21 protein-coding genes and 2 pseudogenes are annotated in these 22410 nt (G+C 62.9%); 17 read left to right on the top strand and 6 right to left on the bottom strand.

What is annotated here, in order from left to right:
• Positions 1-61: 61 nt before the first annotated feature.
• A pseudogene (locus DT069_RS22725) lies at positions 62-246 on the top strand (IS630 family transposase); the annotation flags it as partial.
• Between the two features lie 660 nt (positions 247-906).
• Here DT069_RS22725 and DT069_RS22720 read toward each other — a convergent pair.
• The gene (locus tag DT069_RS22720; RefSeq protein WP_119462634.1) at positions 907-1098 is read right to left on the bottom strand and encodes a hypothetical protein; all 192 of its coding nucleotides are present in this window, start codon (positions 1096-1098) and stop codon (positions 907-909) included.
• Between the two features lie 443 nt (positions 1099-1541).
• Between DT069_RS22720 and kduD the strand changes: the two genes are divergently transcribed.
• A complete protein-coding gene (gene kduD, locus DT069_RS22710; protein ID WP_119462632.1) occupies positions 1542-2297 on the top strand; it encodes a 2-dehydro-3-deoxy-D-gluconate 5-dehydrogenase KduD in 756 nt (251 codons plus the stop codon).
• Positions 2298-2317: 20 nt separating this feature from the next.
• On the opposite strand, the gene DT069_RS22705 is transcribed toward kduD, so the two are convergent.
• Entirely contained in the window at positions 2318-3331 is a 1014-nt protein-coding gene (locus DT069_RS22705; RefSeq protein ID WP_119462631.1) for a LacI family DNA-binding transcriptional regulator, read from the bottom strand.
• Positions 3332-3485: 154 nt separating this feature from the next.
• Between DT069_RS22705 and DT069_RS22700 the strand changes: the two genes are divergently transcribed.
• The 7 genes from DT069_RS22700 to DT069_RS22670 all read left to right on the top strand — a co-directional run bounded on the left by DT069_RS22700 (position 3486) and on the right by DT069_RS22670 (position 10577).
• A complete protein-coding gene (locus DT069_RS22700; RefSeq protein ID WP_119462630.1) occupies positions 3486-4493 on the top strand; it encodes a TAXI family TRAP transporter solute-binding subunit in 1008 nt (335 codons plus the stop codon).
• 61 nt (positions 4494-4554) lie between these two features.
• Entirely contained in the window at positions 4555-5697 is a 1143-nt protein-coding gene (locus DT069_RS22695; RefSeq protein ID WP_119462629.1) for a mandelate racemase/muconate lactonizing enzyme family protein, read from the top strand.
• A gap of 13 nt (positions 5698-5710) precedes the next feature.
• Positions 5711-7639: a TRAP transporter permease gene (locus DT069_RS22690; protein ID WP_162913384.1), complete on the top strand. Its 1929-nt coding sequence runs from the start codon at positions 5711-5713 to the stop codon at positions 7637-7639.
• Complete coding sequence (locus DT069_RS22685; protein ID WP_119462627.1) at positions 7630-8910, top strand: aconitase/3-isopropylmalate dehydratase large subunit family protein; 1281 nt, start codon at positions 7630-7632, stop codon at positions 8908-8910. The genes DT069_RS22690 and DT069_RS22685 overlap by 10 nt, the downstream gene beginning before the upstream one ends.
• Positions 8910-9449: a LeuD/DmdB family oxidoreductase small subunit gene (locus tag DT069_RS22680; RefSeq protein WP_119462626.1), complete on the top strand. Its 540-nt coding sequence runs from the start codon at positions 8910-8912 to the stop codon at positions 9447-9449. The genes DT069_RS22685 and DT069_RS22680 overlap by 1 nt, the downstream gene beginning before the upstream one ends.
• A gap of 16 nt (positions 9450-9465) precedes the next feature.
• Positions 9466-10128, top strand: coding sequence for an RraA family protein (locus DT069_RS22675; RefSeq protein WP_119462625.1), 663 nt, complete (start codon positions 9466-9468; stop codon positions 10126-10128).
• A gap of 104 nt (positions 10129-10232) precedes the next feature.
• Positions 10233-10577 carry a beta/alpha barrel domain-containing protein gene (locus tag DT069_RS22670; protein WP_425450481.1) on the top strand — a complete coding sequence of 115 codons (345 nt, stop codon included), beginning with the start codon at positions 10233-10235 and terminating at the stop codon, positions 10575-10577.
• On the opposite strand, the pseudogene DT069_RS25100 reads toward DT069_RS22670, so the two are convergent.
• Positions 10513-10661 (bottom strand): annotated as a pseudogene (locus DT069_RS25100) (IS5/IS1182 family transposase); the annotation flags it as partial. The gene DT069_RS22670 and the pseudogene DT069_RS25100 overlap by 65 nt on opposite strands.
• A 264-nt stretch (positions 10662-10925) precedes the next feature.
• Between DT069_RS25100 and DT069_RS22665 the strand changes: the two are divergent.
• The 3 genes from DT069_RS22665 (at position 10926) to DT069_RS22655 (ending at position 12087) form a co-directional block, all read left to right on the top strand.
• Positions 10926-11201 carry a TFIIB-type zinc ribbon-containing protein gene (locus DT069_RS22665; RefSeq protein ID WP_119462623.1) on the top strand — a complete coding sequence of 92 codons (276 nt, stop codon included), beginning with the start codon at positions 10926-10928 and terminating at the stop codon, positions 11199-11201.
• A 42-nt stretch (positions 11202-11243) separates the two neighbouring features.
• On the top strand, positions 11244-11468 hold the full coding sequence (locus DT069_RS22660; RefSeq protein WP_119462622.1) for an amphi-Trp domain-containing protein: 225 nt from the start codon (positions 11244-11246) through the stop codon (positions 11466-11468).
• A 481-nt stretch (positions 11469-11949) separates the two neighbouring features.
• The gene (locus DT069_RS22655; RefSeq protein WP_425450480.1) at positions 11950-12087 is read left to right on the top strand and encodes a recombinase family protein; all 138 of its coding nucleotides are present in this window, start codon (positions 11950-11952) and stop codon (positions 12085-12087) included.
• A 931-nt stretch (positions 12088-13018) separates the two neighbouring features.
• Here the strand turns inward: DT069_RS22655 and DT069_RS22650 are convergent.
• From DT069_RS22650 to DT069_RS22640, 3 genes are read right to left on the bottom strand one after another with little or no spacing between them, the layout of a single operon-like run.
• A complete protein-coding gene (locus DT069_RS22650; RefSeq protein ID WP_119462621.1) occupies positions 13019-13957 on the bottom strand; it encodes an N-carbamoyl-D-amino-acid hydrolase in 939 nt (312 codons plus the stop codon).
• 29 nt (positions 13958-13986) lie between these two features.
• The gene (locus tag DT069_RS22645) at positions 13987-15213 is read right to left on the bottom strand and encodes a Zn-dependent hydrolase (RefSeq protein WP_119462620.1); all 1227 of its coding nucleotides are present in this window, start codon (positions 15211-15213) and stop codon (positions 13987-13989) included.
• A complete protein-coding gene (locus DT069_RS22640; RefSeq protein ID WP_425450479.1) occupies positions 15210-16475 on the bottom strand; it encodes a diaminopropionate ammonia-lyase in 1266 nt (421 codons plus the stop codon). Before DT069_RS22640 ends, DT069_RS22645 begins: the two co-directional genes overlap by 4 nt.
• 135 nt (positions 16476-16610) lie before the next feature.
• Here DT069_RS22640 and DT069_RS22635 point away from each other — a divergent pair, with 135 nt between their 5' ends.
• From DT069_RS22635 to DT069_RS22615, 5 genes are all read left to right on the top strand, one after another.
• The gene (locus tag DT069_RS22635) at positions 16611-17531 is read left to right on the top strand and encodes a MurR/RpiR family transcriptional regulator (RefSeq protein WP_119462618.1); all 921 of its coding nucleotides are present in this window, start codon (positions 16611-16613) and stop codon (positions 17529-17531) included.
• A gap of 39 nt (positions 17532-17570) precedes the next feature.
• Positions 17571-18515 carry a DUF6963 family protein gene (locus tag DT069_RS22630; RefSeq protein WP_119462617.1) on the top strand — a complete coding sequence of 315 codons (945 nt, stop codon included), beginning with the start codon at positions 17571-17573 and terminating at the stop codon, positions 18513-18515.
• 276 nt (positions 18516-18791) lie between these two features.
• Positions 18792-20414 carry an ABC transporter substrate-binding protein gene (locus DT069_RS22625; protein ID WP_119462616.1) on the top strand — a complete coding sequence of 541 codons (1623 nt, stop codon included), beginning with the start codon at positions 18792-18794 and terminating at the stop codon, positions 20412-20414.
• 72 nt (positions 20415-20486) lie between these two features.
• Positions 20487-21437 (top strand): ABC transporter permease, encoded by a 951-nt coding sequence (locus tag DT069_RS22620; RefSeq protein WP_119462615.1) that lies wholly within the window; start codon positions 20487-20489, stop codon positions 21435-21437.
• Positions 21438-21452: 15 nt separating this feature from the next.
• Positions 21453-22397, top strand: coding sequence for an ABC transporter permease (locus DT069_RS22615; protein WP_119462614.1), 945 nt, complete (start codon positions 21453-21455; stop codon positions 22395-22397).
• Positions 22398-22410 lie beyond the last annotated feature (13 nt).

Genomic DNA, 22410 nt, shown 5'->3' with positions numbered 1-22410 from the left:
CCGAATGCTAGTGCACTGACGCAATCATAGGATTCACAGGCCGGCTTGGCCATGCGAGTGTGCCCGGCATGCCAGGCGCCGTCTGACGCGCGGCGTGTTCCGCTCCATCGTCGAGCTCAGGCCACCATCAACCGCTTCATCGCCGAGACCAACCCCGACCCCAGACCCTTCACCTGGACCGCCGATCCCGACAGAATCATCGCCGCCGTCAAGCGCGGGCACCAAGTGTTGGATTCGATCCACTAGGCCTGCCGCCTTGAGCCGATTGCTCCTGATCGCCGGGAGAAGTACATCAGCATGTTCGAGGGCGTGAAGATCGGTCTCTGATGCATCCGGGTGAGCCGCCCAGAGGATGTGCAGCGGCCGCTTTCCACCCTTTGCGTACGAGCCGCCTCGGCATATCGAATGACGGCTCTGGGTCAGACCACAATATACCAGCGATCAGAATCTGATGTCCGACTAGAGGCTGAACTCGGAGATCTGAACCGGGCCTTCAGGCTTCGTCGAAAGAATGCTGTCAGTGAGGCTAGGGACCTTGCCAGTAGGGGGCACAGGTAGCCCTTTGTGCCTAATCGCGCTTAACTCGTTCGTCTCGCCCTATTTTCTGGCCGAAGCGTTTCTCTAGGCCGTCACTTCAAGTAACTGTTAACTGTCGGTGGTTTCAGGCCCGGGATTTGAACCTGCCTAACAGGTTCATCTACTCGCGTATCAGCCGACCTCGACGCAGCCAGAGCGCTTTTCGGTAAAGGGGGTATCGGGCCCCGCAACCACCGACATCTGACTCGATACAAAACGCCCGCCCTGGGAAACCAGGGCGGGCGTTTGCGATTCGGCATCAGCTTCCTCCCGGCACCCACACCTTGGCGCTGGCCTGCCGGATCTCGGCCACCTTGTCATAGACGCGGATCACCACGTCACACCCACGCTCAGCGTGACGGTCTGCGTCTGCTGGTGTTCGTGCCACTTGCCGCAGACCTCGTCGCGCTCGGGACTGAAGCCGAGCGAGGCGAACCACTGCGTCAGGCGCTGGAGCACGGCGTCGAGGCCCTCCTGCCAGAGCGCCTCGCTGAAGATTTGGACATGAAAGTTGGGCCGCATCCGCTCTCTCAGGCGGACCTCGAAGGCCTTGTTCGCCAGGACGAATTTGTAAGGGTTCCGGCCATGCGGCTTGAGGGCGAAGCATTCGCTGCCGAGGACGATCTGCGCAAACGACTCGTTGCGGGTCTCCCGCAGTTCGCGGTGACGCTAGACTGCGCGAGATAGGCGGCCGTGTTGAACGTATCGCCGCCGAAAGCGATGTCGAATCGTTGGTCGCATCCGCGCGCGAACTCGATCATGCATTCACCCACGCAGAGGGTTTCGGCCGGACCGCTCATCGGCGCTCCGTTCGCGTCGGCAGTGGCAAGGTCTTACCATCGTGCCGTACGGCCCGGATTGAAATTCGCGGAAAACCGGTGTCATTCTCGGCGGCACTTCGCGCAACCGGGCCGGACCGCCCGTTCTGATCTGCGTAAAGTCGATACCGACGAGAGGGATACCCGATGAACTGGTTCGATTTGTCCGGACGAACCGCGCTCGTCACCGGCGCCCGGTCGGGCCTTGGTCGTGCGCTCGCCTGCGCGCTTGCAGAGGCCGGCGCGGATATCGTCGGACTCGGATCCACGCCGATGCCGGCGACGGCCAAGCAGATCCTCGCCACCGGCCGGCGGTTCACCGAAGTCGTGTTCGATCTCGCCCGGGTCTCTGACCTCGAGGAGATCGTTGGCGAAACCCAGGCCGATGTCGGACCGCTCGATATCCTGGTCAACAATGCCGGCGTAATTCGTCGCGCGCCGGTCCTCGACTTCCAGGAAGAGGACTGGGATGCGGTGATGACCGTCAATCTGAAAGCCATGTTCTTCCTCTCCCAAGCCGTCGCGCGCCGCATGGTCGCGCGGGGCGCGGAGGGCCGGATCATCAACATCGCGTCGATTCTCTCCTTCCAGGGAGGCATTCGAGTGCCGTCCTATACGGCGAGCAAGCACGGCGTCGCCGGCGTGACGCGCCTTCTCGCCAACGAACTCGCGCCGCACGGGATCACGGTCAACGCGATCGCGCCGGGTTACATGGAGACCGACAACACCGAGGCTCTGCGTGTCGATCCCGCCCGGAACCGTCAGATCCTCGACCGCATTCCGGCCGGGCGATGGGGCCGCCCGGAAGATCTCGCAACGGCGGTTCTGTTCCTCGCATCGCCCGCGTCCTCCTATGTGACCGGCAGCGTCGTCGCGGTCGATGGTGGCTGGCTCGCCCGCTGACGGCAACGCATCGCAATCACTCAGGCACTCTCCCGGGCGATGATCTCGAAGCCGACGTCGATGATCGGTTCATCCACTGTCCCGCCATTCAAGCGGTCCAGGATCAGCCGTGCCGACCGCCGTCCGATCTCGCCGCGCAGCACGCGCACCGTCGTCAATGTCGGTACGGTCTGCGAGGCGACGGCGTGGTCGTCGAAGCCGGCAATCGCGATGTCGGTCGGGACGGACCAGCCGCGGCGCAAGCATTCGTAAAGGGCGCCGGCGGCCCAGACGTCACCAGCGAAGAACACGGCCTCGAGTCCAGGTGTGCGCTCGCGCAGCGCGACAAGCGCTTCGGCACCCTCGCGATAGCCGAGGGAGGTCTCCAGAATCCATCGGGGGTCAACCTCGAGTCCCAATCGCTCGAACGCCGCCCTGAAGCCCCGCTGCCGCTCCAGGGAGCGGTCGTTCTCCTTGGAGGCGCGGCCGACGAAGCCGATCCGGCGGTAATTCCGCTCGAGCAGATAGGTCGTCATCGCCTCCGCGGCGGCGAAGTTCGAGTAGCTCACCACCATGTCGATGGGCTCGGGCCGGCGAAGATCGCCGGATTCGACGATCGGGATTCCGGATCGGCGCAGCATCGCGCAGGTCTCGGGCGTGTGTCGGCCGCCGTGGATGAACAGTCCGTCCGGCCGGCGGGCAAGGAACTTGGCGATCAGGCCTTCCTCCTCCCGGCCCGAGTGGCCGCCGTTGCCGAGCAGCAGGTGATAGCCCTCGCCGCGCAGTTCCTGCGCCATCGCGTCGATCGTCTCGCTGAACACGGGATTGCCGATCGTCGGCACGATCGCGGCAATGACATGGGTGCGGTTGGACGCGAGACTGCCGGCGACCAAGTTCGGGACATAGCCGATCTCCTGGATCGCTTGGAGAACGCGCTGGCGGGTCTCTTCGGCGACCTTGCCAGGCTCGTTCAGGACGCGCGAAACGGTGACGAGGCCGACCTTGGCGCGTCGTGCCACATCGATCATCCGAACCTGATCGCGCGTCTTCTCCACCGCTTGCCCTCCAATTCCACGCGAACATTAAATCGGTTGACAGTGAAATGGAAGCGCTTCCATACTCGATCATGGAAGCGCTTCCACAAGACCAAAGGCATGGAAGCGCTTGAACGGTTCCGTTACGCCGCTCAAACCTGAAGGGAGGAACTTCATGAGACTCAAGACGATTCTTTGTGGCTTGGCTGGCCTGGTGTTGTCCGCGGCCGTTGTGCCCAATGCCGAGGCCCAGGACGACAAGTTCATCTCGTTCGGCTCCTCGGCGAGTGGCAGCTCGCAATATGTTTATGCCGGCATGCTTATCGGCATGGCCCGGCCGCATCTGCCGGAGATGTCGATCACCAACGAGGCCGTCAGCGGCACGACACAGAATCTCGATCTCCTGCGCCGCGGTGAGGTTCAGATGGCGATCGTCTCTCCGGAACGGCTGCACGCCGCCTATCACGGGCAGGCAAGCTATGAAGGTCAGCCCATTCCCGCGACGATTCTCTGGGTGATGAACGAGCAGGCGACCGTCATCTTCACGCGAGCCGATTCTTCGATCAAGAGCATCGACGATCTCCGCGGCAAACGCGTTGCCATTGGACCCGCCGGCTCGTCGAACGAGATCAAGAACGCCTTCATCCTGGAGGCCCATGGTTTCACGCGGACGCCGGACACCAAGTCCGACTTCAACGAACTGACGACGGTGAAGCTGTCGCATTCGGAAGCGGCGAACGCACTCGCGGAGGGGGCTATTGACGCGGCGATCGCAACCCAGCCGGTGCCGGATCCCTCCTTCGCCGAGCTGTCCTACAGTGTGCCGCTTCGCTATATCGGCGTCGAGAAGGAGAAGTTCGGCGACGTTGCCAAGCTCTATCGTTGGATGTGGCCGACGACGGTCAAGGCCGGCAGCTTCAAGGGGCTCGATCAGGACCTGTTGACCCTCGGTGACCGCAACTACGTGATCGCCCACCGCGATAACCTCTCCGAGAAGGCCGCCTACGACATCACCAAGACCTATGTCGAGAAGCTTCTGCCGGAAATGGCGAAGCAGGCCGACTATCTCCTGCCGTTCGCCGGCAATCCGAAGGCGCTGACCGGTCCCTGGGCGGTGCCTGGTCATCCCGGCGCCGTGAAGTATTACACGGAACGTGGGCTGACTCCCGACGTCACGCAATGATGTTCCCTCACCCGGCCGCCAATGGCGGCCGGGTGACTTTGCCGCACGCCGGAGATCCAGGATGACGTTTCCAGACCCGAAGATCGCGATCCGTGACGTGGACGTCGTTCCGCTGCGGATTCCGTTCGCGCAGCCGTTCACCTTCGCGGCGCCTCACGAGAGCATGCGCGACTCCGTCGAGGTGCTCCTGGTGCGCCTCCATACCGACGCCGGCTTGGTCGGGATCGGAGAGACTCAGGCTTGGCGGCGCCAGGGGAGCTTCGAGACCCTGACGGGCTTGCACGCCACGATCACGCAAATCTTCAAGCCGATTCTCGTCGGACGCTCACCCTTCGACGTTGGGGCGATCATGCAACGGCTCGCCGCCGCAGCCGATCACAGCCTCTACGCGCAAGCGGCGATTGGCGATGCGCTTTACGACCTGATGGGCAAGGCGCTCGGCGTGCCGGTCTACCAGCTGCTCGGGGGCCGGTGCCGCGACACGGTGCCGGTCGGTCTCGCCCTCAGCATCACCGCGCCGGATGCGATGGTGGAGCAGGGCAAGGCCGCCTTTGCCGCCGGCTATCGCCACCTGCGCATCAAGATCGGTCTCGATCCAGCGCTCGACGTCACGAATGTCCGACGCATGCGCGAGCATTTCGGCGACGATGTCGTTCTGCGCGCAGACGCGAATGGCGGCCTGTCCTTCAGTCAGGCCTTGCCGCTCCTCAAAAAGCTCGAGCCGTTCGATCTCGACATCATCGAGCAGCCTGTTCCCGGGTGGGATCTCGACGGCATGGCCGCGCTCGCCTCAAGCGTCTCAGTCCCGCTCTCCGCAGACGAGAGCCTCAATACCGACCACTCGCTGGTCGAGATTGTGCGGCGCCGCGCCGCAGCCGTCGTTCAGACCAAGACGGGCAAGAACGGCGGCATTCACGGCATACGCCGCCTCTGGGCCATCGCGCAGGCCGCCGGCATCGGGATATTCCCCGGCAACCATCCCGGCACCAGCGTCGCCACCGCGGCGGTCGCGCAGACCTGTATAGCCTGGCCGGGGCCGCTTCTCGTCGGCGATTTCCAGACGGGCAGCGCCAGCATGCTCGGGGCCGATATCGTCCGGGAGCCGATTCGCGTCGTCGACGGAAGCGTCCGGGTTCCGGACGTGCCCGGCCTGGGTGTCGAGATCGACGAAGCTCAGCTGAAGCGCTTCCGGATCGATGGGTAGCGGGGAGGACGAGATGGCCGAAGGGGCGTCGCATTCCGCGGTTTCGCGCATCGCCGTCAATGGGCAGGCTGCCGTCATTGCTCTGGGCGCCGCTCTCATCGCTTTCACGATCTACACGAGCGCGACGATTCCGCTTCAGCCGACCGTTCATCGCGGGGTCTTCCTGCTCGGCATCATCTATATGGCCCTGCTGCTGAATCCGTTGCCGGGTCTGCTGCGGGTCGTCGACGGGTTGCTCGCTGCGGCCGCGACAGTGTCGATCGGCTATCTGGTCATCAACTGGGAAGAACTCGCTTACCGGTCGAACTTCGAGCCGACGCTGCAGGAATATGTGCTCGGTGTCATTGCGGTCGGGACGGTGCTCGAGCTGACCCGGCGGGCCGTCGGCTGGCCCCTCGCGCTCGTCGCGGTAATCGCGCTGCTCTACGCCTTGTTCGGCCGCTACGTGCCCGAGCCCTTCATGCATAAGGGCTTCAGCCTCCAGCGGGTGGTCGTGAACCAGTATCTGACGCATGAGGGGCTGTTCAGCTCGCTGCTGGGCGTCGCTGTCACCCTCGTCGCCACCTTCCTGCTGTTCGGCGCGCTGCTGCAGCATGTCGGCGTCGCCGATCTGTTCATGAAGCTGGCGGCCAAGCTGAGCTTCGGAGCGTTCGGAGGGCCGGGCAAGATTGAGGTCGTGTCGAGCGCGTTCATGGGAACGATCTCCGGAAGCTCGACGGCCAATGTCGTCACCACCGGCACGACGACGATCCCGCTCATGCGCCGGGCGGGATTTTCGCGGACCTTTGCCGCGGGCGTCGAAGCAGTGTCCTCGACCGGCGGACAGATCATGCCTCCGGTGATGGGCGTCGCCGCCTTCCTTATGGCCGAGGTCACCGGTATTCCCTATGCCACGATCGCGCTCGCGGCCATCATTCCGGCGGCGCTTTACTTTGTCTGCGTCTTCATCGAGGTGGATCTGGAGTCGCGGCGACTCAACCTGCTGACCGCCTGGGGCGAGACGGCCCGCGCGAGCGTCCAGGAGGTCCTACGAAAATCCTATCTTCTTCTGCCGATCGTCGTCCTCGCCTGGCTGCTGTTCGCGATGTACTCGCCGACGAAGGCTGCCTTCTGGGGCTGCGTCGCGGCGGTGCTCGTCGGTCTGCCCCGATGGCGGACCCTGTGCAGCCGGGGCACGCTCGCGACCATCGTGCTCGACTTTTGCAGGGCCGCGATCACTGTCGTGCTCGCCTGCGCAACAGCCGGAATCATCGTCGGCATTCTCTCGCTGACGGGAGCAAGCCTGCAGCTGAGCTACGGACTCGTCGAGCTGGCGGGACAGAACGCCCCCATGCTGATGCTCTTCGTGATGGTGCTCTGCATCATACTCGGCATGGGGTTGCCGACGCCGGCCGCCTATGCCGTGGCCGCGGCCTTCGCCGCGCCAATGCTGACCACCATCGGCATCGATCGCCTGGCGGCGCACATGTTCGTGCTGTTCTTCGCGAGCCTCTCCTCGATCACCCCGCCGGTCGCCATCGCCGCCTACGCCGCTGCCGGGATTGCCGGAGCCTCGCCAATGCGCACCGCGCTGGTCGCGACGAAGCTCGGCCTGTCGGCCTTCATCATTCCTTTTCTCTTCGCCGAGGACAGCGCCCTGTTCATCGGCCAAGCGCCGTTTCTCGACACAGTTTTGGCAGCTGTAACGGCACTCATCGGCGTCGCGGCGCTGGCAGTTTCGATGATCGGATACTACCGCGGGCCGGTCGGATGGATCGAGCGCGGCGGTTATTTTGCCGCTGCCATTCTGCTGATGCATCCAGCGGTGCTGCTTAGCGTGCTGGGGCTGGTCCTCGGCGCGGTCCTGCTGGGGTTCCACCTGAATCAAAATCGGCGGCGGTCCAGCCGCGACGCTCCTGAACAGGTTCAACTCTCCCCAAAGGAAACGCAGATATGGGAATGACGGTTATCGAGAAGATCATGGCGCGCGCGTCGGGTCAGCCGCGCGTCACGCCCGGCCAGTTCATCGACGCCCGGCTCGATCGGATCATTGCGCACGAGGAGTTCTACCGGATTCACACCGCTGCCGTGAACAACGGTATCGAGGGCGGACTGCCGCGGATCTTCGACCGCGACCGCTTCCATGTGGTGCTCGAGCATTTCCAGCCCGCGATTGACGAAGTCCAGGCGCTTCGTGCCGTGAAGATGCGCGAGCTCGCCGACCGCTATCAGCTCCGTCACTTCCGCGACACGCTACCGGGCGTTCTGCACCGGATCGTTATGGAGGATTACGTCTTGCCGGGTGAACTCGCGCTCGGCAGCGATTCGCACAGTTGCGCCTGGGGAGCGCTCAACTGCGCTGGTACCGGCATGGGCGAGCATGAGCTCGCCTTCGCGCTGGTGTTCGGCACCTTGTGGTTCAAGGTGCCCGAGACAATCAAGGTCGTGCTCGACGGGCAAGCCAATCCGGCCATCGGCAGCAAGGACGTCGCGCTGTGGCTGGGCGGCCGATACGGCACCGCCTTCGCGCTCTACAAGTCGATCGAGTTCACCGGTGCCGGCGCCGCGGCCATGTCGATCGAGCAGCGCTTCGCATTGTCCGCCCATGCCGTCGAGCTCGGCGGCAAGTTCGGCCTGTTCGACTACGACGACAAGGCAGCGGCGTTCCTGGACAAGCGGAAAGCGCTGCGAGACCAGCTGGACGGCGCGGTGGCGGTCGCGGCTGACTCGGACGCGACCTATTGCCAGGAAGTGCGGATCGACCTCAGCACGCTCGAGCCGCAGGTGGCCAAGCCGCACACCTTCGAGAACGTCGTGCCGGTGTCGAGCGTCGTCGGAACGCGGATCGACCAGGCTGTGGTCGGCTCCTGCGCCAACGGCCATGTGGAAGATATTGAGACGGTCGCGCGCGTCGTCCGGGGCCGCAAGGTGCATCCGCGGACCCGCTTCCTCGTGCAGCCGGCGTCCTGGGCCATCTGGCGCGAATGTGCGAGTCGCGGCCTGTTCGACGTGCTGCTCGACGCCGGCGTGCAGGTTCTCTCGCCGGGCTGCCATGTCTGCCTCGGCATGCAGGGCCGTCTGGCCGACGGCGAAGTCTGCCTCACCTCGACCACCCGCAATCACCGTGGCCGGATGGGAAGTAGTGAGGCGCAGGTCTATCTGGCGAGCCCGACCACCGTCGCGGTCTCGGCGCTCGCCGGTGTCATCGAGGATCCGCGGGGAGTTGTGCAGTGATGAGCAAGAAAAGCATCCTGACAGGGCGAGTCTGGAAGTTCGGCGACAACATCGATACCGACATTATCGCGCCGGCCGACACGATCTCGTTCGGCCTGGGCGATGCGGCCGAGCAGCGACAGGTGCTGGAGAATGCGTTCCGGGCTGTCCGTCCGAACTTCCACGAGCTCGTGAAGCCCGGCGACATCCTCGTGGCGGGGCGTAATTTCGGGCTGGGATCGCACCGGGAGCCGGCGAACAAGGTCCTGGTCAGCCTTGGCTTCTCCGCGGTGGTCGCGGAATCGATCGCGCGGCTGTTCTTTCGCAACTCTGTGGCGATCGGGTTCCATGCCTTTCAGGTGCCCGGCATCGACGCCTTTGTCGATGAGGGCGAGAGGCTCGAGATCAACCTCGAGGCGTGGCGGCTACGGAACCTCGATCGTGGCACGGAGATGGCGATCGAACCCTACAGTGAACTCGTCAAGAACATCATCGACGCGGGCGGCATCATCGAGGTGATGAAGCAGCGGATCGCAGCCGGCGCCGTGCCGGTCGACTGAATGGTTGGAGGCTCTCATGGATATCTCGACAGAGCTGCGCGATCTCGTCGCGCGCAGCACCACCTCGTCGGTGTGCGACATTCTGATGAGGCGCGGCCTGAAGCTCTTCATGAAGCAGCGGGTCCGGCCGCTCGACCCGAAGTCGAAGATGGCGGGGCCCGCCCTGACCATTGAGCGACGGCCGATCGCGACGGCGCCGCGGAGCGGTGGCCGCTCCAACGCGGCGATGATCGAGGCCGTCGAGGGAGCGCCTGCGGGAACGGTACTGGTGTTCAACGGCCACCTGGATCATGAGGCGGCGCTGTGGGGAGGCTTGCTCGCCGCCTGCGGCAGCCGGAACGGGCTCGGTGGCGTGGTCGCCGATGGGCCAGTGCGCGATCCGCTCGAGATCCTGGAGCTCAAGCAGCCGTGCTTTTGCACCGGCTCCGTGCCAGCCGGGCAGGCGGGGATCCTCACGCTCGGCGAGATCGGGGTGCCGCTGATGTGCGGCGGCATCGTGGTGCACCCCGGCGACTTCGTCTTCGGCGATTCGAACGGTGTCGTGGTCATTCCGCAGGGGCAGGAGCTGGAGATCCTCCGCGAAGCCGTGATCGTGGAAGAGCGCGATCAGGAGGCCGCGCGCATGATCCTTTCGGGGAAGAGCCTGGAGGAAACCATGAAAGCTCTTGGGCGGGTTTGATGGCGAGCGGTTCTGTCGAAGACAAGCCAAGGCGTCAGTAGCGAGGCTGCGATGGTGACCTGACAGCAGCTTCTTCTGATTTCGTCCGCGCTCTCGACGTTCCGGTGATCCCGATCCTGACCGTCGAAGAGATTGAGATCGCTGTCCCGCTGGCTCGGGCGCTCGCGGCCGGCGGGCTGAACGTCATTGAGATCACCCTTCGGACGGCGGCGTCCTTCGAAGCGATCCGCCGGATCGCGGGGGAGGTTGAAGGGATTGTGACCGGCGCCGGGACGATTCGCACGGCGAAGCAGATGGACGGGGCCGTCGCGGCCAGCGCTCAGTTTCTCGTATCGCCCGGCTGCACGCGGCCGGCGCGCGTCATGTACAGCGGCGCAGTCACGACTCGCGTAATACGGTCGTGCGCGGGCGCCCAAGGCGCATCCCGCCCGGCAGCAACGGTTCGATGATCGCCCATTCGGCATCGCGGTCATGTCGCGTGAACGGCGCAACTCCTCCCAGGCATATTTCGGCCGAGCGGTTTCAGTACACATGCTGTGCCTCCATCGTCGCTGGACACAACGACGGAATCACAACCAGCTGAAATCACTTAACTCTTTTCGGGGCAGACACTCACTCCCGCGCTCATCGTCACATGCGCCGCCTCTATCGCCTATACAGGCTATCTCGTGCTGACAGCCGAGCTTCGGTTAGAAGCTGGCGGTTTGCTTGAACGCTGCGGACTGAATAATAACTTCCAACCATGCATACCATCCCCGGCCGGCCACGGTCTTTTCGAACGGAGTCGACTTTGTGAAATGCCCAATCGACGTTCTGATCTGTTCACGACCGATCGCCGGGGTATCGAGATCGATTATTGCCCTGAATTTCGCGGCGTATGGCTGGATCGCGGCGAATTGGACAAAACCATTGAAAACTCGACGGCACTTACGGCCCAGCTGCCAACTTCAACGCCGCGCACAGCGCCAGCAGTTCCCACGCACCAGCCGCAACACCAGTACGGTCACGATCAGCGCTACCAGCCCAGACAGAAGAAAACGAAGCCATTCCTAGGTGGAATCTCCGACTTTTGACATCAATATGCCGGAAGCGGAAAGCTAACTGAGAGAGGACGAATGACACAGAAGCCCGACAGAGATATCGAGAAGGACTATCCCCTCCCGGAATTCATTGAGAAACTCCGACGCCTTGCGGATGCGTTGGAGAATGGCCAGCGCTTCGAAATTCAGATTGCAGGTGAAAGAATATCGGTGCCTGTTCGTGCCACCTACAATATCGAACATGAAAGAGGCGAAGGCGAAGAAGAGATTGAGTTCCAGATCAAGTGGTCAACCAAATAGGGTGAGGGGGCCGTATCCTTTGTAAAACATCATCGCAGCCCTGATCTCATTCTTCCTTCCCCATAGAGCCTGTGCAGGCCCGTGTCGCTGAACAGTACGCCGAGACGAGCCTGTCAACCCAGGTCGCGCAGCCGAGGCTGTATCCTCTTTTTCGGAGGCGACGCCCGGCATCCTGGACCGCGCCGGCAACAACCCGGCCTGGGTGGCCTCCCACGCCTTCGGCTACTGGACCGGAATATCGACGATCAACGGCATTCTCTCGGACGTTGCCCCACATTGTGCCGTGGCGGCCGAGAAGGCGCGGGGATCAGGGCCTCAGGCATAGTGCCCATTAAGCGACTCTGACAGCCGGCACTCCATGTAGATCACGCGAAACCGAATCTTTTCGCGCGGCTCTCCACAGTTTTCTAAGCCCCTGATCCCAAAAGATCTCGGCATCGCGAAAAAACGTCAGGCAAATTTTTGGCCATGAAAATCGGCTATGCGCGTTTCGGCCGATGAACAGAACCTGCATCAACAACGGCACCCCCTGAGCGCGGCCGGTTGCGAGACGATCTACGAGGATCAGGGCGTATCCGGGGCTGCGACCGAACGGCCGCGCTTGGCGGATGCATTATAAGCCGCCTCGGAAGGTTCCTCCCGCACCTGCTGTGCCCAGTCAAGGGGTGGGCCAAGGGGCGTTGTCACGGGAAACTGAGCGGGGCCGCACGTCGCCGTGCGTGAGATCCCGCTCAGGCTGCCGCGGTGGCTTGCTGCCACTGCTGCGCCGTCTCGGCCGCGACATGGTAGTGATCAAGATCCGATGTCCGCTTAGAGGCTGAACTCGGAGATCTCCGGGCCTTCAGCCCTCGCAGAAAAGATGTTGTCGGGGAGGGCAGGGACCGTGCCAGCATCGGGCGCGGGTCGCCCTTTGAGCCGTCGCGCCTAACTCGTTCATCTTCTCTCATTCTCTGGCCGAAGCGCTCCTCTAGCAGTCACTTCAAGTAACTGTTAACCGTCGGTGGTTGCAGGCCCCCGCAACCAACGACATCTGACATCAGACACAAACGCCCGCCCCGAGACATCGGAGGCGGGCGTTTCCATTTGCGATTGCCCGGCCGGCTACGCCGACGGTGCTCCTCTTCTGACGTCCGCTCTGGAGGCGACACCGGCCGCAAAGCCCAGGCTGCCGTCAATTCTGTCTCCCGCTTCCGGCCTCTCGCCGTCGCCACACGCGCGAAACGTGACGCACTGCGGAGCTGACCCGTAAATAGCAGGAACGATCAGAGCCGTGCGTAAGACTCCGTTGCTGGATACAATCAATCTTAAAATATTGGCTATAAACTTGAGCGGTCTGATGCCGCGGCGCAAGAAGCGAGTACGCCCTGGGTGCGTAATATGATTGGCGGCAACTTCCAAAAACGACAACAGTCCGCGCGCTTCTGGACCAGGCGGCCCACCGTCGAGGCGAGATCGGGATACCTCCAGGGCACTGCCGTCGGATAGCCGAGCCGTGCAGAAAAGACTGAACCAACATACAGGAAGCACGAATCCATGAAGTTCCGTGAAGGTCATGACGTTGGTGAAGCAGCCCCCCTTCTTTCGACAATCAGCCGGTACTGCTCGGGTTCCCGGTGCATCGAGAAATTGAAGACGTTTTCCTTGATCTCGCGGCATCGGTCCAGATCACAGTCGGCCACGATCAGCTCATCCTCAAGGGTGGCGCACATGGCGACGATCTCGCCGGTCGGCGCAATGATGCAACTCTGCCCCAGAAGATCGCAGCCCTCCTCACGGCCTGCCTTCGCCACTCCAACCACCCATGTTCCGTTCTGATAGGCACCCGCCTGCATTACAAGATGATTGTGAAAGCCTTGAAGATGATCGTGGCTCGGCACCGGTGGATAGTGGACCGGGGTGTTGTAGCCGATGAGAAGCAATTCGACATCCTGTAGGCCCATGACACGATAGGTCTCTGGCCAGCGACGATCATTGCAGAGCGCCATCCCAACATTCCCACCGAGCGCGCGCCATACGCCGAAGCCCAGATTGCCGGGTTCGAAGTAGCGCTTCTCGAGATGCTGAAAGGCTCGCCACGGCTCGTGTTCACGATGCCCCGGCAGATGGATCTTTCGGTACTTGCCGATGACGCAGCCTGTTCTATCCACCAAGAGCGCGCTGTTGAAGCGGCGAGAATGCCCCTCGTTCTCCTCAAGCTCGGCATAGCCGATGTAGAAGGCGATTCGGAGTTCAGCCGCGGCTTCGAACAAGGGCTCCGTGTCCGGGCCCGGTATGCGGCGCTCGAAGAACGTGTCGATCTCCGCTTGATCCGTCATGTACCAGCGCGGAAAGAAGGTGGTGAGCGCGAGCTCCGGAAAAACGACGAGATCGCAGCCTCTGATCTTGGCCTGCCGCATCAGATTGGTCATCCGCGCGATCACTTGGCTCCGGGCCTCGTGCCGGGCAACCGGGCCAAGCTGAGCCGCCCCGACGGTGATGACCCGCGCCATATCTCTGCCAACTCCTCTCTTCATCAACATCATTCAGCCAGCTCGAGCAGCATGCGCAGCAGGACGTTTGCACCTGCCTCGATGTCTGCAGGCGCCGTGTATTCTTTCACGTTGTGGCTGAGCCCCCCGACACTGGGCACGAAGATCATGCCCGCCGGGCAAATGCGCGCGAGCATCTGAGCGTCATGCCCCGCTCCGCTCGGCATGCGGCGCACCGCATGGCCCAGGTCGCCCGCGATGCGCTCGACCCGCGCCACCATCTCCGGTGCGAAGAGCACTGGTTCAAACCGGGCGAGGCGCCGGTGCTCGATCGTCACGCCTTCGCTACTGGCAAGTTGATCAAGAAAGGCGAACAGCCGCTCTTCGGCTCTCTGCAGCTGCGCCTCGTCCGTATTGCGCAGGTCCACCGTCAGCTTTGCGTGTCCGGGAATTACATTGATCAGGTTGGGGCCGAACTCGACAGCCCCGACGGTGGCAACCTGATTGCCGCCCATCTCCCGCGCGAGATCGCGCAGAAAATGGATGATAGCGCCGGCCGCAAACCCCGCGTCGTGACGGAGACGCAAGGGCGTGGTGCCAGCGTGATTCGATGTGCCCGAGATCGTGAGCTCGACCCAGGAAATACCCTGCACGCTTTCCACTGCGCCGATGGTCATTCCCTCCGTCTCGAGCACCGGCCCCTGCTCGACATGCAGCTCGACAAAGCTGTGAACGCTTCTACCGCAGGGCGCCTCGCCGGCGTAGCCGATGCGGCGCAAATTCTCCGCGACAGTCGTTCCGTCGATTCCGGTCGTTGCCAGCGCCTCCTCCAGCGGCAGTCCGCCCTGGAAGACGAAGCTGCCCATCATATCGGGCGCAAACCGCGCCCCTTCCTCATTGGTGAAGAATGCAACGGCTAATGGTCGACGGGTGGTCAGCCCGGCGTCCGCAATGGTTTCGATCGCCTCCAGGCCCGCCAGAACACCGAGGTTTCCGTCGTAGCGGCCGCCCGTCCGTACCGTGTCGATATGCGATCCGGTCATGACGGGCGGTCCCTCCTTGCGGCCGGGCCGCAGTCCGATCACATTGCCGATCGCGTCCACCGTGATCTTGAGGCCGAATGCGCGCATCCAGCCAGAGACCATGTCGCGCCCAGCCTTGTCCTCGTCCGTGAGAGCCAAACGACAGACTCCGCCGCCAGGAATGGCCCCGACTTCTGCCAGAGCTTCGAGTCGGCCGAGCAGACGAGGAAGGTTGATCGTGAGATGGTGCTTCACTGTGCGCCTCTTGCAGCCGCTTCGGGAGATCGTCCGACAATCCGCGTATAGACTTCGGCATCCGTTGCTCCCTCGCTGCCGATCAGGAGTACACGGCTGTCGGATTCCAGATGAAGGCGCCGGGCCATGTCCGGTCGGCTGCGAGCGAGCAGGAGGCCAGCGAGGCCTGCCACCGCGGACTCGCCCGCGACGATTGGAGAGTCATCACCTACACCCTTGGCCAGCAGCCGCATACAGTCCGCAGCCGCCTCGTCGGGTATGGTCAGGAAATCATCCGCGCCGTCCCGGAGGATTTCCCAGGCAAGCAGTGAGACTTCCCCGCAAGCGAGTCCGGCCATGATGGTATCCAGATCGCCCCCTACGGAGGTGGGAACTCCCTTGCGCGCACTCTCAAACAGACAAGCGGCCTTCTCCGGCTCCACCACCACAATGCGCGGCCGATTCGGCCCCAGGCTTTCCCAGAGATGGCCGCAGACCGCCGCCGCCAATCCACCGACTCCTCCCTGGAGAAAGACGTGAGTAAAGGATTCGCCAGGCGGGAGTTGCGACAGGGCCTCCGCAGCCATGACCGTGTACCCCTGCATAACGTCGCGGGGTACGTCCATGTAACCAGAATAGGATGTATCCGAAACGACAAACCAGCCGTTGGCCCGGGCGTCGGCTGCCGCCCGGCGAATGGCATCGTCGTAGGTGCCCGCCACCCGGACCACCTCGGCGCCGTACTGCGCGATTGCCTGCCGGCGCGCCTCACTGACCGTCGCGTGGATGTAGATCACGCAGCGGCAGCCAAATTGCTGGGCCCCCCAGGCGACCGATCGTCCGTGATTTCCGTCGGTGGCGCAGGTCACCGTGATGGCCGCGGCGCGGCTCCTCGCGTCACCGTGAATAAGATTCTGTGCGGTCAGCTCAGCATTGGCGCTGCTTCCAGTCTCACGCGCCAGAAGTCGGAGGACGGCGTAGGCGCCGCCGAGTGCCTTGAAACTGCCGAGGCCGAACCGGCCAGCCTCATCCTTGTACCAGATTCCCTCGATCGCTGACGCCGCGGCAAGACCGGTCAGCGGCCGCAGTGGCGTTGGCGCGTAACCGGGCCAACTGACGATCTCCCGCCACGCCTCCTCGAACCGCGTATTGTTAACGATGCGGCGGCATCGCTCGTCAAATGGCGCTGATGGTCGGGCGCTTGGATTGGCGATATGCTCAAGCGCATATTGTGATGAAAGAAGCATGGCTCGCAGTTCCCCGCGCGAGATGGTCGAAGTCACGCCCGGCGGGCTTGAGCACGACCGATATGATCAAGCGGGTAAACACTGAAACCACTTTTTCATTTTGTCAATTCATGAAATGATCGTTTTGAACCCACCCAGCGCCCCCGCAAAGTGCTAAAGCAGGTGTCGACCATGGAAACCCTGGAGGATAGTTCGCAGAGTATGGGCACTGGCGACGGACCGGGCCTCGAAGCGAGGCTCCAAGAGCATTACGACGATCTTCCTCCCGCAGAGAAACGGCTGGGGGACCTGCTGCTGGGATTTCCGGGCGACATCGCGACCTATTCAGCGACAGAGCTCGCCGAGATGGCGGGGACGTCGAAGGCGGCGGCCACGCGGCTGTTCCAGCGGCTCGGCTACAAGGACTTCAACGAAGTGCGCCAGCATGTCCGAGACGCGCGCCGGTGGGGATCTCCGGTTTATCTCGCGAGCCGCGCGCAGAAATCGGAAGCGCGAAGCGAGATCATCGGCGAGCAGCTCCAGCAGGACACCGCGATCCTGACAGCAACCCTGGAGTCGCTTGATCCCGAAGTCCTGCACGAAGCCGTAGAGGCGATTGCGAAGGCACGCCGCGTGTTTGTTGTCGGATTCCGCAACAGCCATATCTTCGCCCTCTACCTGTTTCGCCAGCTGCTGCTGATCCGAGAGAATGTGACGTTGCTGCCGACGGGCGGGCAGACTCTGGGCGAGGACCTGGCGGATCTCTCCGCCGATGACATGTTCGTGGTCATTGGGCTGCGTCGGCGCGTCGTGATTGTCTCGAAGATTCTGGAACTCGCGGCCAGAGCGGGAGCCAAGATCCTCTTTATTGCCGATCCGTCCGCCAATCGAAGCAGACGTCTGGCGACATGGACCATCGCCTGCGAGGTGCGCGGCATATCCCTCTTTGATTCCTATGTCGCGGTGCTGAGTGTCCTCAACATGCTGTGTATCAGCCTTTTCCGCCAAGGAATGCGGAACGGGTACGCCCGTTTAAGGCGGATCGAAGAATTACATGATGAGCTGGACGAGTTGGATACGGCTGCTCGATTCGGAAGCGAGATCCCTGAGTGAGCGCGTGCGGGCGGGGCATGACATGAGCGGGCAAAGCTCATGACCATCGGAATTGCGGCTACCGGGCCTGACGCGGGACTTGCCATCTTCCGGGCGCTTCAGGCCACGGAGCAGGTCGCAGCCGGCTCGATCCGCGGCTTCGCAGCCATTGCCGTTCTGACGCGCGACGGCAAGTTGCTGCGTGCTGAAACACAGCGTGGCGGCAGCACAACCCTGTTTACGGCCGGAGAGATGACGGGGGTCGAGCCACCGACCGAGGTTGCGGCAGCCCCCATCGCCGGCCTGATCTCCAGCGGACCTGACCGGGTTTGTCCGCTTTCCGAATTTATCGCTGCCAAGCCGGGCGTGGGTATCGTCACCGGGCACCGACTGCCCAACGGACGCACCACTGACGGCCCGCCTTACAATGAAGCATCCCTGAATGCGATGGCTAGGGGGGCAACGCCGGAGCAGGCGGTTCGCCATGTACTGGCCGCACATCCCTCGGGCGATGTTGGACTGATCGCGGTGGCGGCGAGTGGCGGCATCTTTGCCGCCGACACCGAGCGCGTGGCGCGCCGGCCAGATGTCGCAGCAGCCCGGCGCAAAGGGCCCGGCAACGCGTCGGTTGCCGTGCTCCTCAACGCCATCCGGCCTGCAGCGAGCGTCGCCGCTTTGGCCGCGGACATCGCGCTCGACACGATGGGCGCGGCGCCGCAGGTGGAGGGCAGGCTGACTGTAGCCGCGGGAACACCCGTGGTCGCGGGCCCGCGAGACATGGTCGAGGTTGACGACAATCTCGCGGCGCTCCGAATCATCACCAGCGATGCTGCCCTAGCCACGGGCCGACATGTCTGCGCGATCGTCTATCTCGGCGCAGAGGTGCGCCAGGACGGCCGGCTGCTCGGCCGAACGCTGGTGGAGCCGAACAGTCTCGTCGAAAACGGCCGGCTGGTCTCTGTCAATAGCCAAGCATTGATCGAGATCGCCTACACCGGATCCTGACGATCACCCGCACTCCGCGGTGCGACAACCTTGAAACCGTTGCACGTAACCCTCGCTGCGGCCGACGCTCACGGCTGGTCGCGAGTCACTCAAGAAATGAAAAGTGAGTTTTACACTAGACAATTTTAAAAATATGGTTTCACATCAGCGCTGACCGAGAGACGGTCCGAAGAAGGCTCGCTCAACGGTTTCAAGGCGCCCATGCTTCGGCTCACCCCGAAGTCTCGAGAAGCGGCATGGGAACAGCTAACCTGAACAGAGGAGGATATAGGACCGATGAGGGCTCGAAACATCGGTATGTATGCGCTGCTGCTGGCAACTGCGATCGGTTGGCCAGCGACATCCCCTCAGGCGGAGGAGGCAAAACGCGGCGGGACACTCGTCGTTGCTATGGACGCCGAGGCCGATTTTCTGGACAACCAAGCGGCTGGCGGCTGGATTACCTGGCGCGTCAATCGCAACATGTTCGACACGCTGCTCATGGAGGACCTGACGGTCAGCGATGTCGATGTCCCGCAGATCATTCCCGGTCTGGCGGAGCGCTGGGAGGTATCGGAGGACGGGTTGGAATACACGTTCTTCCTGCGCAAGGGCGTGAAGTTTCACGACGGGACGGAGTTCACGGCCGAAACCGTCGAGTGGAACATTCGGCGCATGTGGGATGAAAGCGCCCCGCAATACTCGGCCAAGGCCGCATCTTGCACCGGCTTTTCCTGGCAGGCGCTGAAGGAGATCGAGATCGTCGATACCTACACGATCAAGCTGATCCAGGAACGGCCTTTCGGCGAGTTCATCGGCAAGCTCGTTGACGGCGGGTGCGGCAACACCAGTCTGATGAGCCCGGCGAACTGGGAGAAATGGGGTAATGATGAGGTCGGTGAGCACCCTGTCGGCACCGGTCCGTTCAAATTCGTCGAGCGCGTCCGTGGTGAGAAAATCGTGCTGGAGCGCTTCGAAGATTACTGGGGCAACAAGCTCGAAGATCCCCGCTACAAGGCGCCCTACGTCGATCGCATCATCTTCCGTCCGATGACTGATCCGGCCACGCGAGTCGCCGCTCTCCAGGCAGGAGAAGTCGATGTCGTCTGGAGCCCGCCGCCGGACTCCCTCAAGCCCATGAAGGCCGCCGGTTTCAAGGTGGCGTCCGGGCCGACACCGCACATCATCTACATGACGCTCAACATGCGCGAGAAGTGCCTGGAAGATGTGAACATCCGCCAAGCCATCAACTATGCCATCGACCGCGCTGGCATGGCGAAAACGCTGCTGCAGGGCGCGGCACGACCGGCCTACGGCATGATCGCCCCGGGCAGCCCGTCCTTCGATCCGGAGTTCGTTCCCTATCCCTATGACCCGGCGAAGGCGAAGCAGCTCATCGCCAGTTCCACCTGTCCCGAGCCTCCCGAAATGAACTTACTGGTGCCGACCGGCGGGTCCGGCAACATGGTTCCCCTGCCGATCGCCGAATGGATGCAGCGGAACCTCAACGAGGCCGGCTTCAACGTCAAGCTCGAGACCTATGAGTGGCAGACCTATCTCAGCTTCTGGTGGAAGGGCATCCAGGAAGATCAACACGCCTACTGGATGTCCTGGGGCATGACGACGCCGTTCTGGATGGAGGTATTCGCCCACTCCAAGTGGCAGGCTCCCGGCGGTTCGAACGTCGGCTGGTACGACAGCAATCAGGCCGACGCTCTCCTCGATCAGGCGCTTCTGGAAATGGACGATGCCAAGCGCCACGAGCTCTACGCCAAGGTGAACGAGATCGTCATGTCGGACGCCTCGCAGGTGCCGCTGGTCCACTCGGACACCCCGGTGCTTCTGGGGCCGAATGTTGAGGGCTATGTCCATGCGCCGCAGAACTGGATGGATTTCCGCACCGTCTGGTTGAACAACTGACGAATCGCCTGGGCGGCAGCGCGTGGCCGCCGCCCAGGCGCCTGATTATCTTCGAGGCTGCGGAGAACCGTCGTGGGGAAATACGCTCTCAACCGACTCATCGCCGTGCTGCCGATCCTGTTCGGCGTCTCGATCGTCATTTTCCTGTTCCTGCAGCTCGTGCCAGGCGACGTCGCCGCCACCTTGCTCGGCCCGCGCGCAACCGCTGAGAAGGTCGCCGCGATTCGGGCGGAGCTCGGACTCGACCGGCCGATCCACGAGCAGTACTGGTCCTGGCTCACCAGCATGCTGCAGGGCGACATGGGCCGATCGATCGCACTTCAAGTCCCCGTCGCCGACTTGGTCCTGCCGAAGTTCCTCAACACCCTTATCCTTGCGGGTGCGAGCCTGCTGATTGCGATCGCGATCGGTCTGCCCCTCGGCATTCTATCAGCAGTACGGCAGTACTCCTTTGTCGACCGGATCAGCACGGTCTTTGCCGTGATCGGTGCCGCGGCCCCGACCTTCTGGTTGGCACTGGTGCTGATGTACATCTTTGCGCTCGAACTGCGCTGGTTCCCAACCAGCGGCATGACATCGATCCGCGGCGACGGCGGCCCGCTTGATCTGCTGCATCATCTTGTGCTGCCTGCCGTCGCAACGGCGGCGATACCGCTGGCGGTGATCACCCGGCTCGTTCGATCCAGCATGCTCGAGGTGATCCGCCGCGACTACATCACCGCCCTACGCGCGAAGGGAATGCCTCAAGCCAACGTGATCTATAAGCATGCATTGCGCAACGCGCTGCCGCCCATCGTTTCCATTACCGGTCTTCAGGCCGGCTTTCTGCTCGGCGGCACGCTGTTCACAGAAGTCATTTTCTCTTGGCCCGGCATCGGGCTGCAGCTCTACAACGCAATCCTCGCCCGCGACGTGCCCGTCGTTCAGGGAGCCATGCTCTTTATCGCCTTCTTCTTCGTCCTGCTGAATCTTCTGGCCGACATCATTGTCGCCTATCTCAATCCGAAGCTGCGTGCGCACTGAGCCTGAGGAGGATCCGTGGCAGAAACGACCGTGACCGCGAGCCAAAGCGAACCAAGCAATGGCCTTGTCCGTAGACGCGAATGGGAAGCTCGAGAGGCTCAGGCGGTGCGTCAGGCGGAAAGTTCGCTGCGGCTTTTCTGGATTGCCCTCCAGCGTGACAAGCTGGCGATGGCGAGTGCCTTGTTCCTGACGGTCGTCGTCATCATGACGATCTTCGCGCCCGTTGTTGCGCCCTACGACCCGTACGAGGCTGATCCGGCTCTGCGGCTTCAAGGCTTTGGAACCGAGGGCCACATTCTCGGTCTCGATGGCCAGGGCCGAGACATCCTCAGCCGTCTGATATATGGCGCTCGGGTTTCGCTGCCGATCGCCCTTGCACCTGTAATCGTCGCAACGGCGATCAGCCTCCTGCTAGGCCTAATCGCCGGCTTCTATCGCAGAGGCATCGGCGAGTTCATCATGCGTGTGCTGGACGTCTTCTATGCCTTTCCCACCGTCATGCTGGCCATTGCGATAGCAGGAATCCTCGGTCCGGGGATGCCCAACGTGATGCTCTCCATCATCGTCGTCCTGATCCCTTTCATTACGCGAGTGGTTTACACGGCGACGATGACAATCGCCGAGGAAGAGTTCATTCAGGCGGCGCGAGCCTGCGGCGCCAGCGATTTGCGCATCATTCTGCATGACGTGCTGCCCAACGTGCTTTCGCCTGTGATCGTCTACGGGACGACGACCATGGGCCTGCAGACCGTCTTCGCGGCCGGGCTGAGCTTTCTCGGGCTCGGTGTACAGCCGCCGATCGCTGACTGGGGCATCATGACCGCGGAGGGACGCAGTGTTCTCGGCATCGCACCGCATGTCAGCGCCGTGCCTGGGGTCATGTTGCTGTTGGTGGCACTGGCCTTTAATCTCCTGGGCGACGGCCTGCGCGATGCGCTCGACCCGCGCCTGCGTCAATGAGCGAGGTCACACC

Origin of the sequence: Virgifigura deserti (assembly GCA_003576685.1) — a bacterium.
Lineage (GTDB): Bacteria > Pseudomonadota > Alphaproteobacteria > Dongiales > Dongiaceae > Virgifigura > Virgifigura deserti.
Note: the sequence above shows the minus strand (reverse complement) of the source record. Positions and strands in the feature narration are given on the sequence as shown.

Bases quoted from the DNA above. Each gene is read 5' to 3' on its own strand.
- DT069_RS22625 (WP_119462616.1), top strand. From the start codon at position 18,792: ATGAGGGCTCGAAACATCGGTATGTATGCGCTGCTGCTGGCAACTGCG.
- DT069_RS22660 (WP_119462622.1), top strand. From the start codon at position 11,244: ATGACACAGAAGCCCGACAGAGATATCGAGAAGGACTATCCCCTCCCG.
- DT069_RS22675 (WP_119462625.1), top strand. From the start codon at position 9,466: ATGGATATCTCGACAGAGCTGCGCGATCTCGTCGCGCGCAGCACCACC.
- DT069_RS22655 (WP_425450480.1), top strand. From the start codon at position 11,950: ATGCGCGTTTCGGCCGATGAACAGAACCTGCATCAACAACGGCACCCC.
- DT069_RS22635 (WP_119462618.1), top strand. From the start codon at position 16,611: ATGGAAACCCTGGAGGATAGTTCGCAGAGTATGGGCACTGGCGACGGA.
- DT069_RS22665 (WP_119462623.1), top strand. From the start codon at position 10,926: ATGCCCAATCGACGTTCTGATCTGTTCACGACCGATCGCCGGGGTATC.
- DT069_RS22700 (WP_119462630.1), top strand. From the start codon at position 3,486: ATGAGACTCAAGACGATTCTTTGTGGCTTGGCTGGCCTGGTGTTGTCC.
- DT069_RS22690 (WP_162913384.1), top strand. From the start codon at position 5,711: ATGGCCGAAGGGGCGTCGCATTCCGCGGTTTCGCGCATCGCCGTCAAT.
- DT069_RS22630 (WP_119462617.1), top strand. From the start codon at position 17,571: ATGACCATCGGAATTGCGGCTACCGGGCCTGACGCGGGACTTGCCATC.
- DT069_RS22680 (WP_119462626.1), top strand. From the start codon at position 8,910: ATGAGCAAGAAAAGCATCCTGACAGGGCGAGTCTGGAAGTTCGGCGAC.
- DT069_RS22685 (WP_119462627.1), top strand. From the start codon at position 7,630: ATGGGAATGACGGTTATCGAGAAGATCATGGCGCGCGCGTCGGGTCAG.
- DT069_RS22720 (WP_119462634.1), bottom strand. From the start codon at position 1,098: ATGCGGCCCAACTTTCATGTCCAAATCTTCAGCGAGGCGCTCTGGCAG.
- DT069_RS22695 (WP_119462629.1), top strand. From the start codon at position 4,555: ATGACGTTTCCAGACCCGAAGATCGCGATCCGTGACGTGGACGTCGTT.
- DT069_RS22650 (WP_119462621.1), bottom strand. From the start codon at position 13,957: ATGGCGCGGGTCATCACCGTCGGGGCGGCTCAGCTTGGCCCGGTTGCC.
- kduD (WP_119462632.1), top strand. From the start codon at position 1,542: ATGAACTGGTTCGATTTGTCCGGACGAACCGCGCTCGTCACCGGCGCC.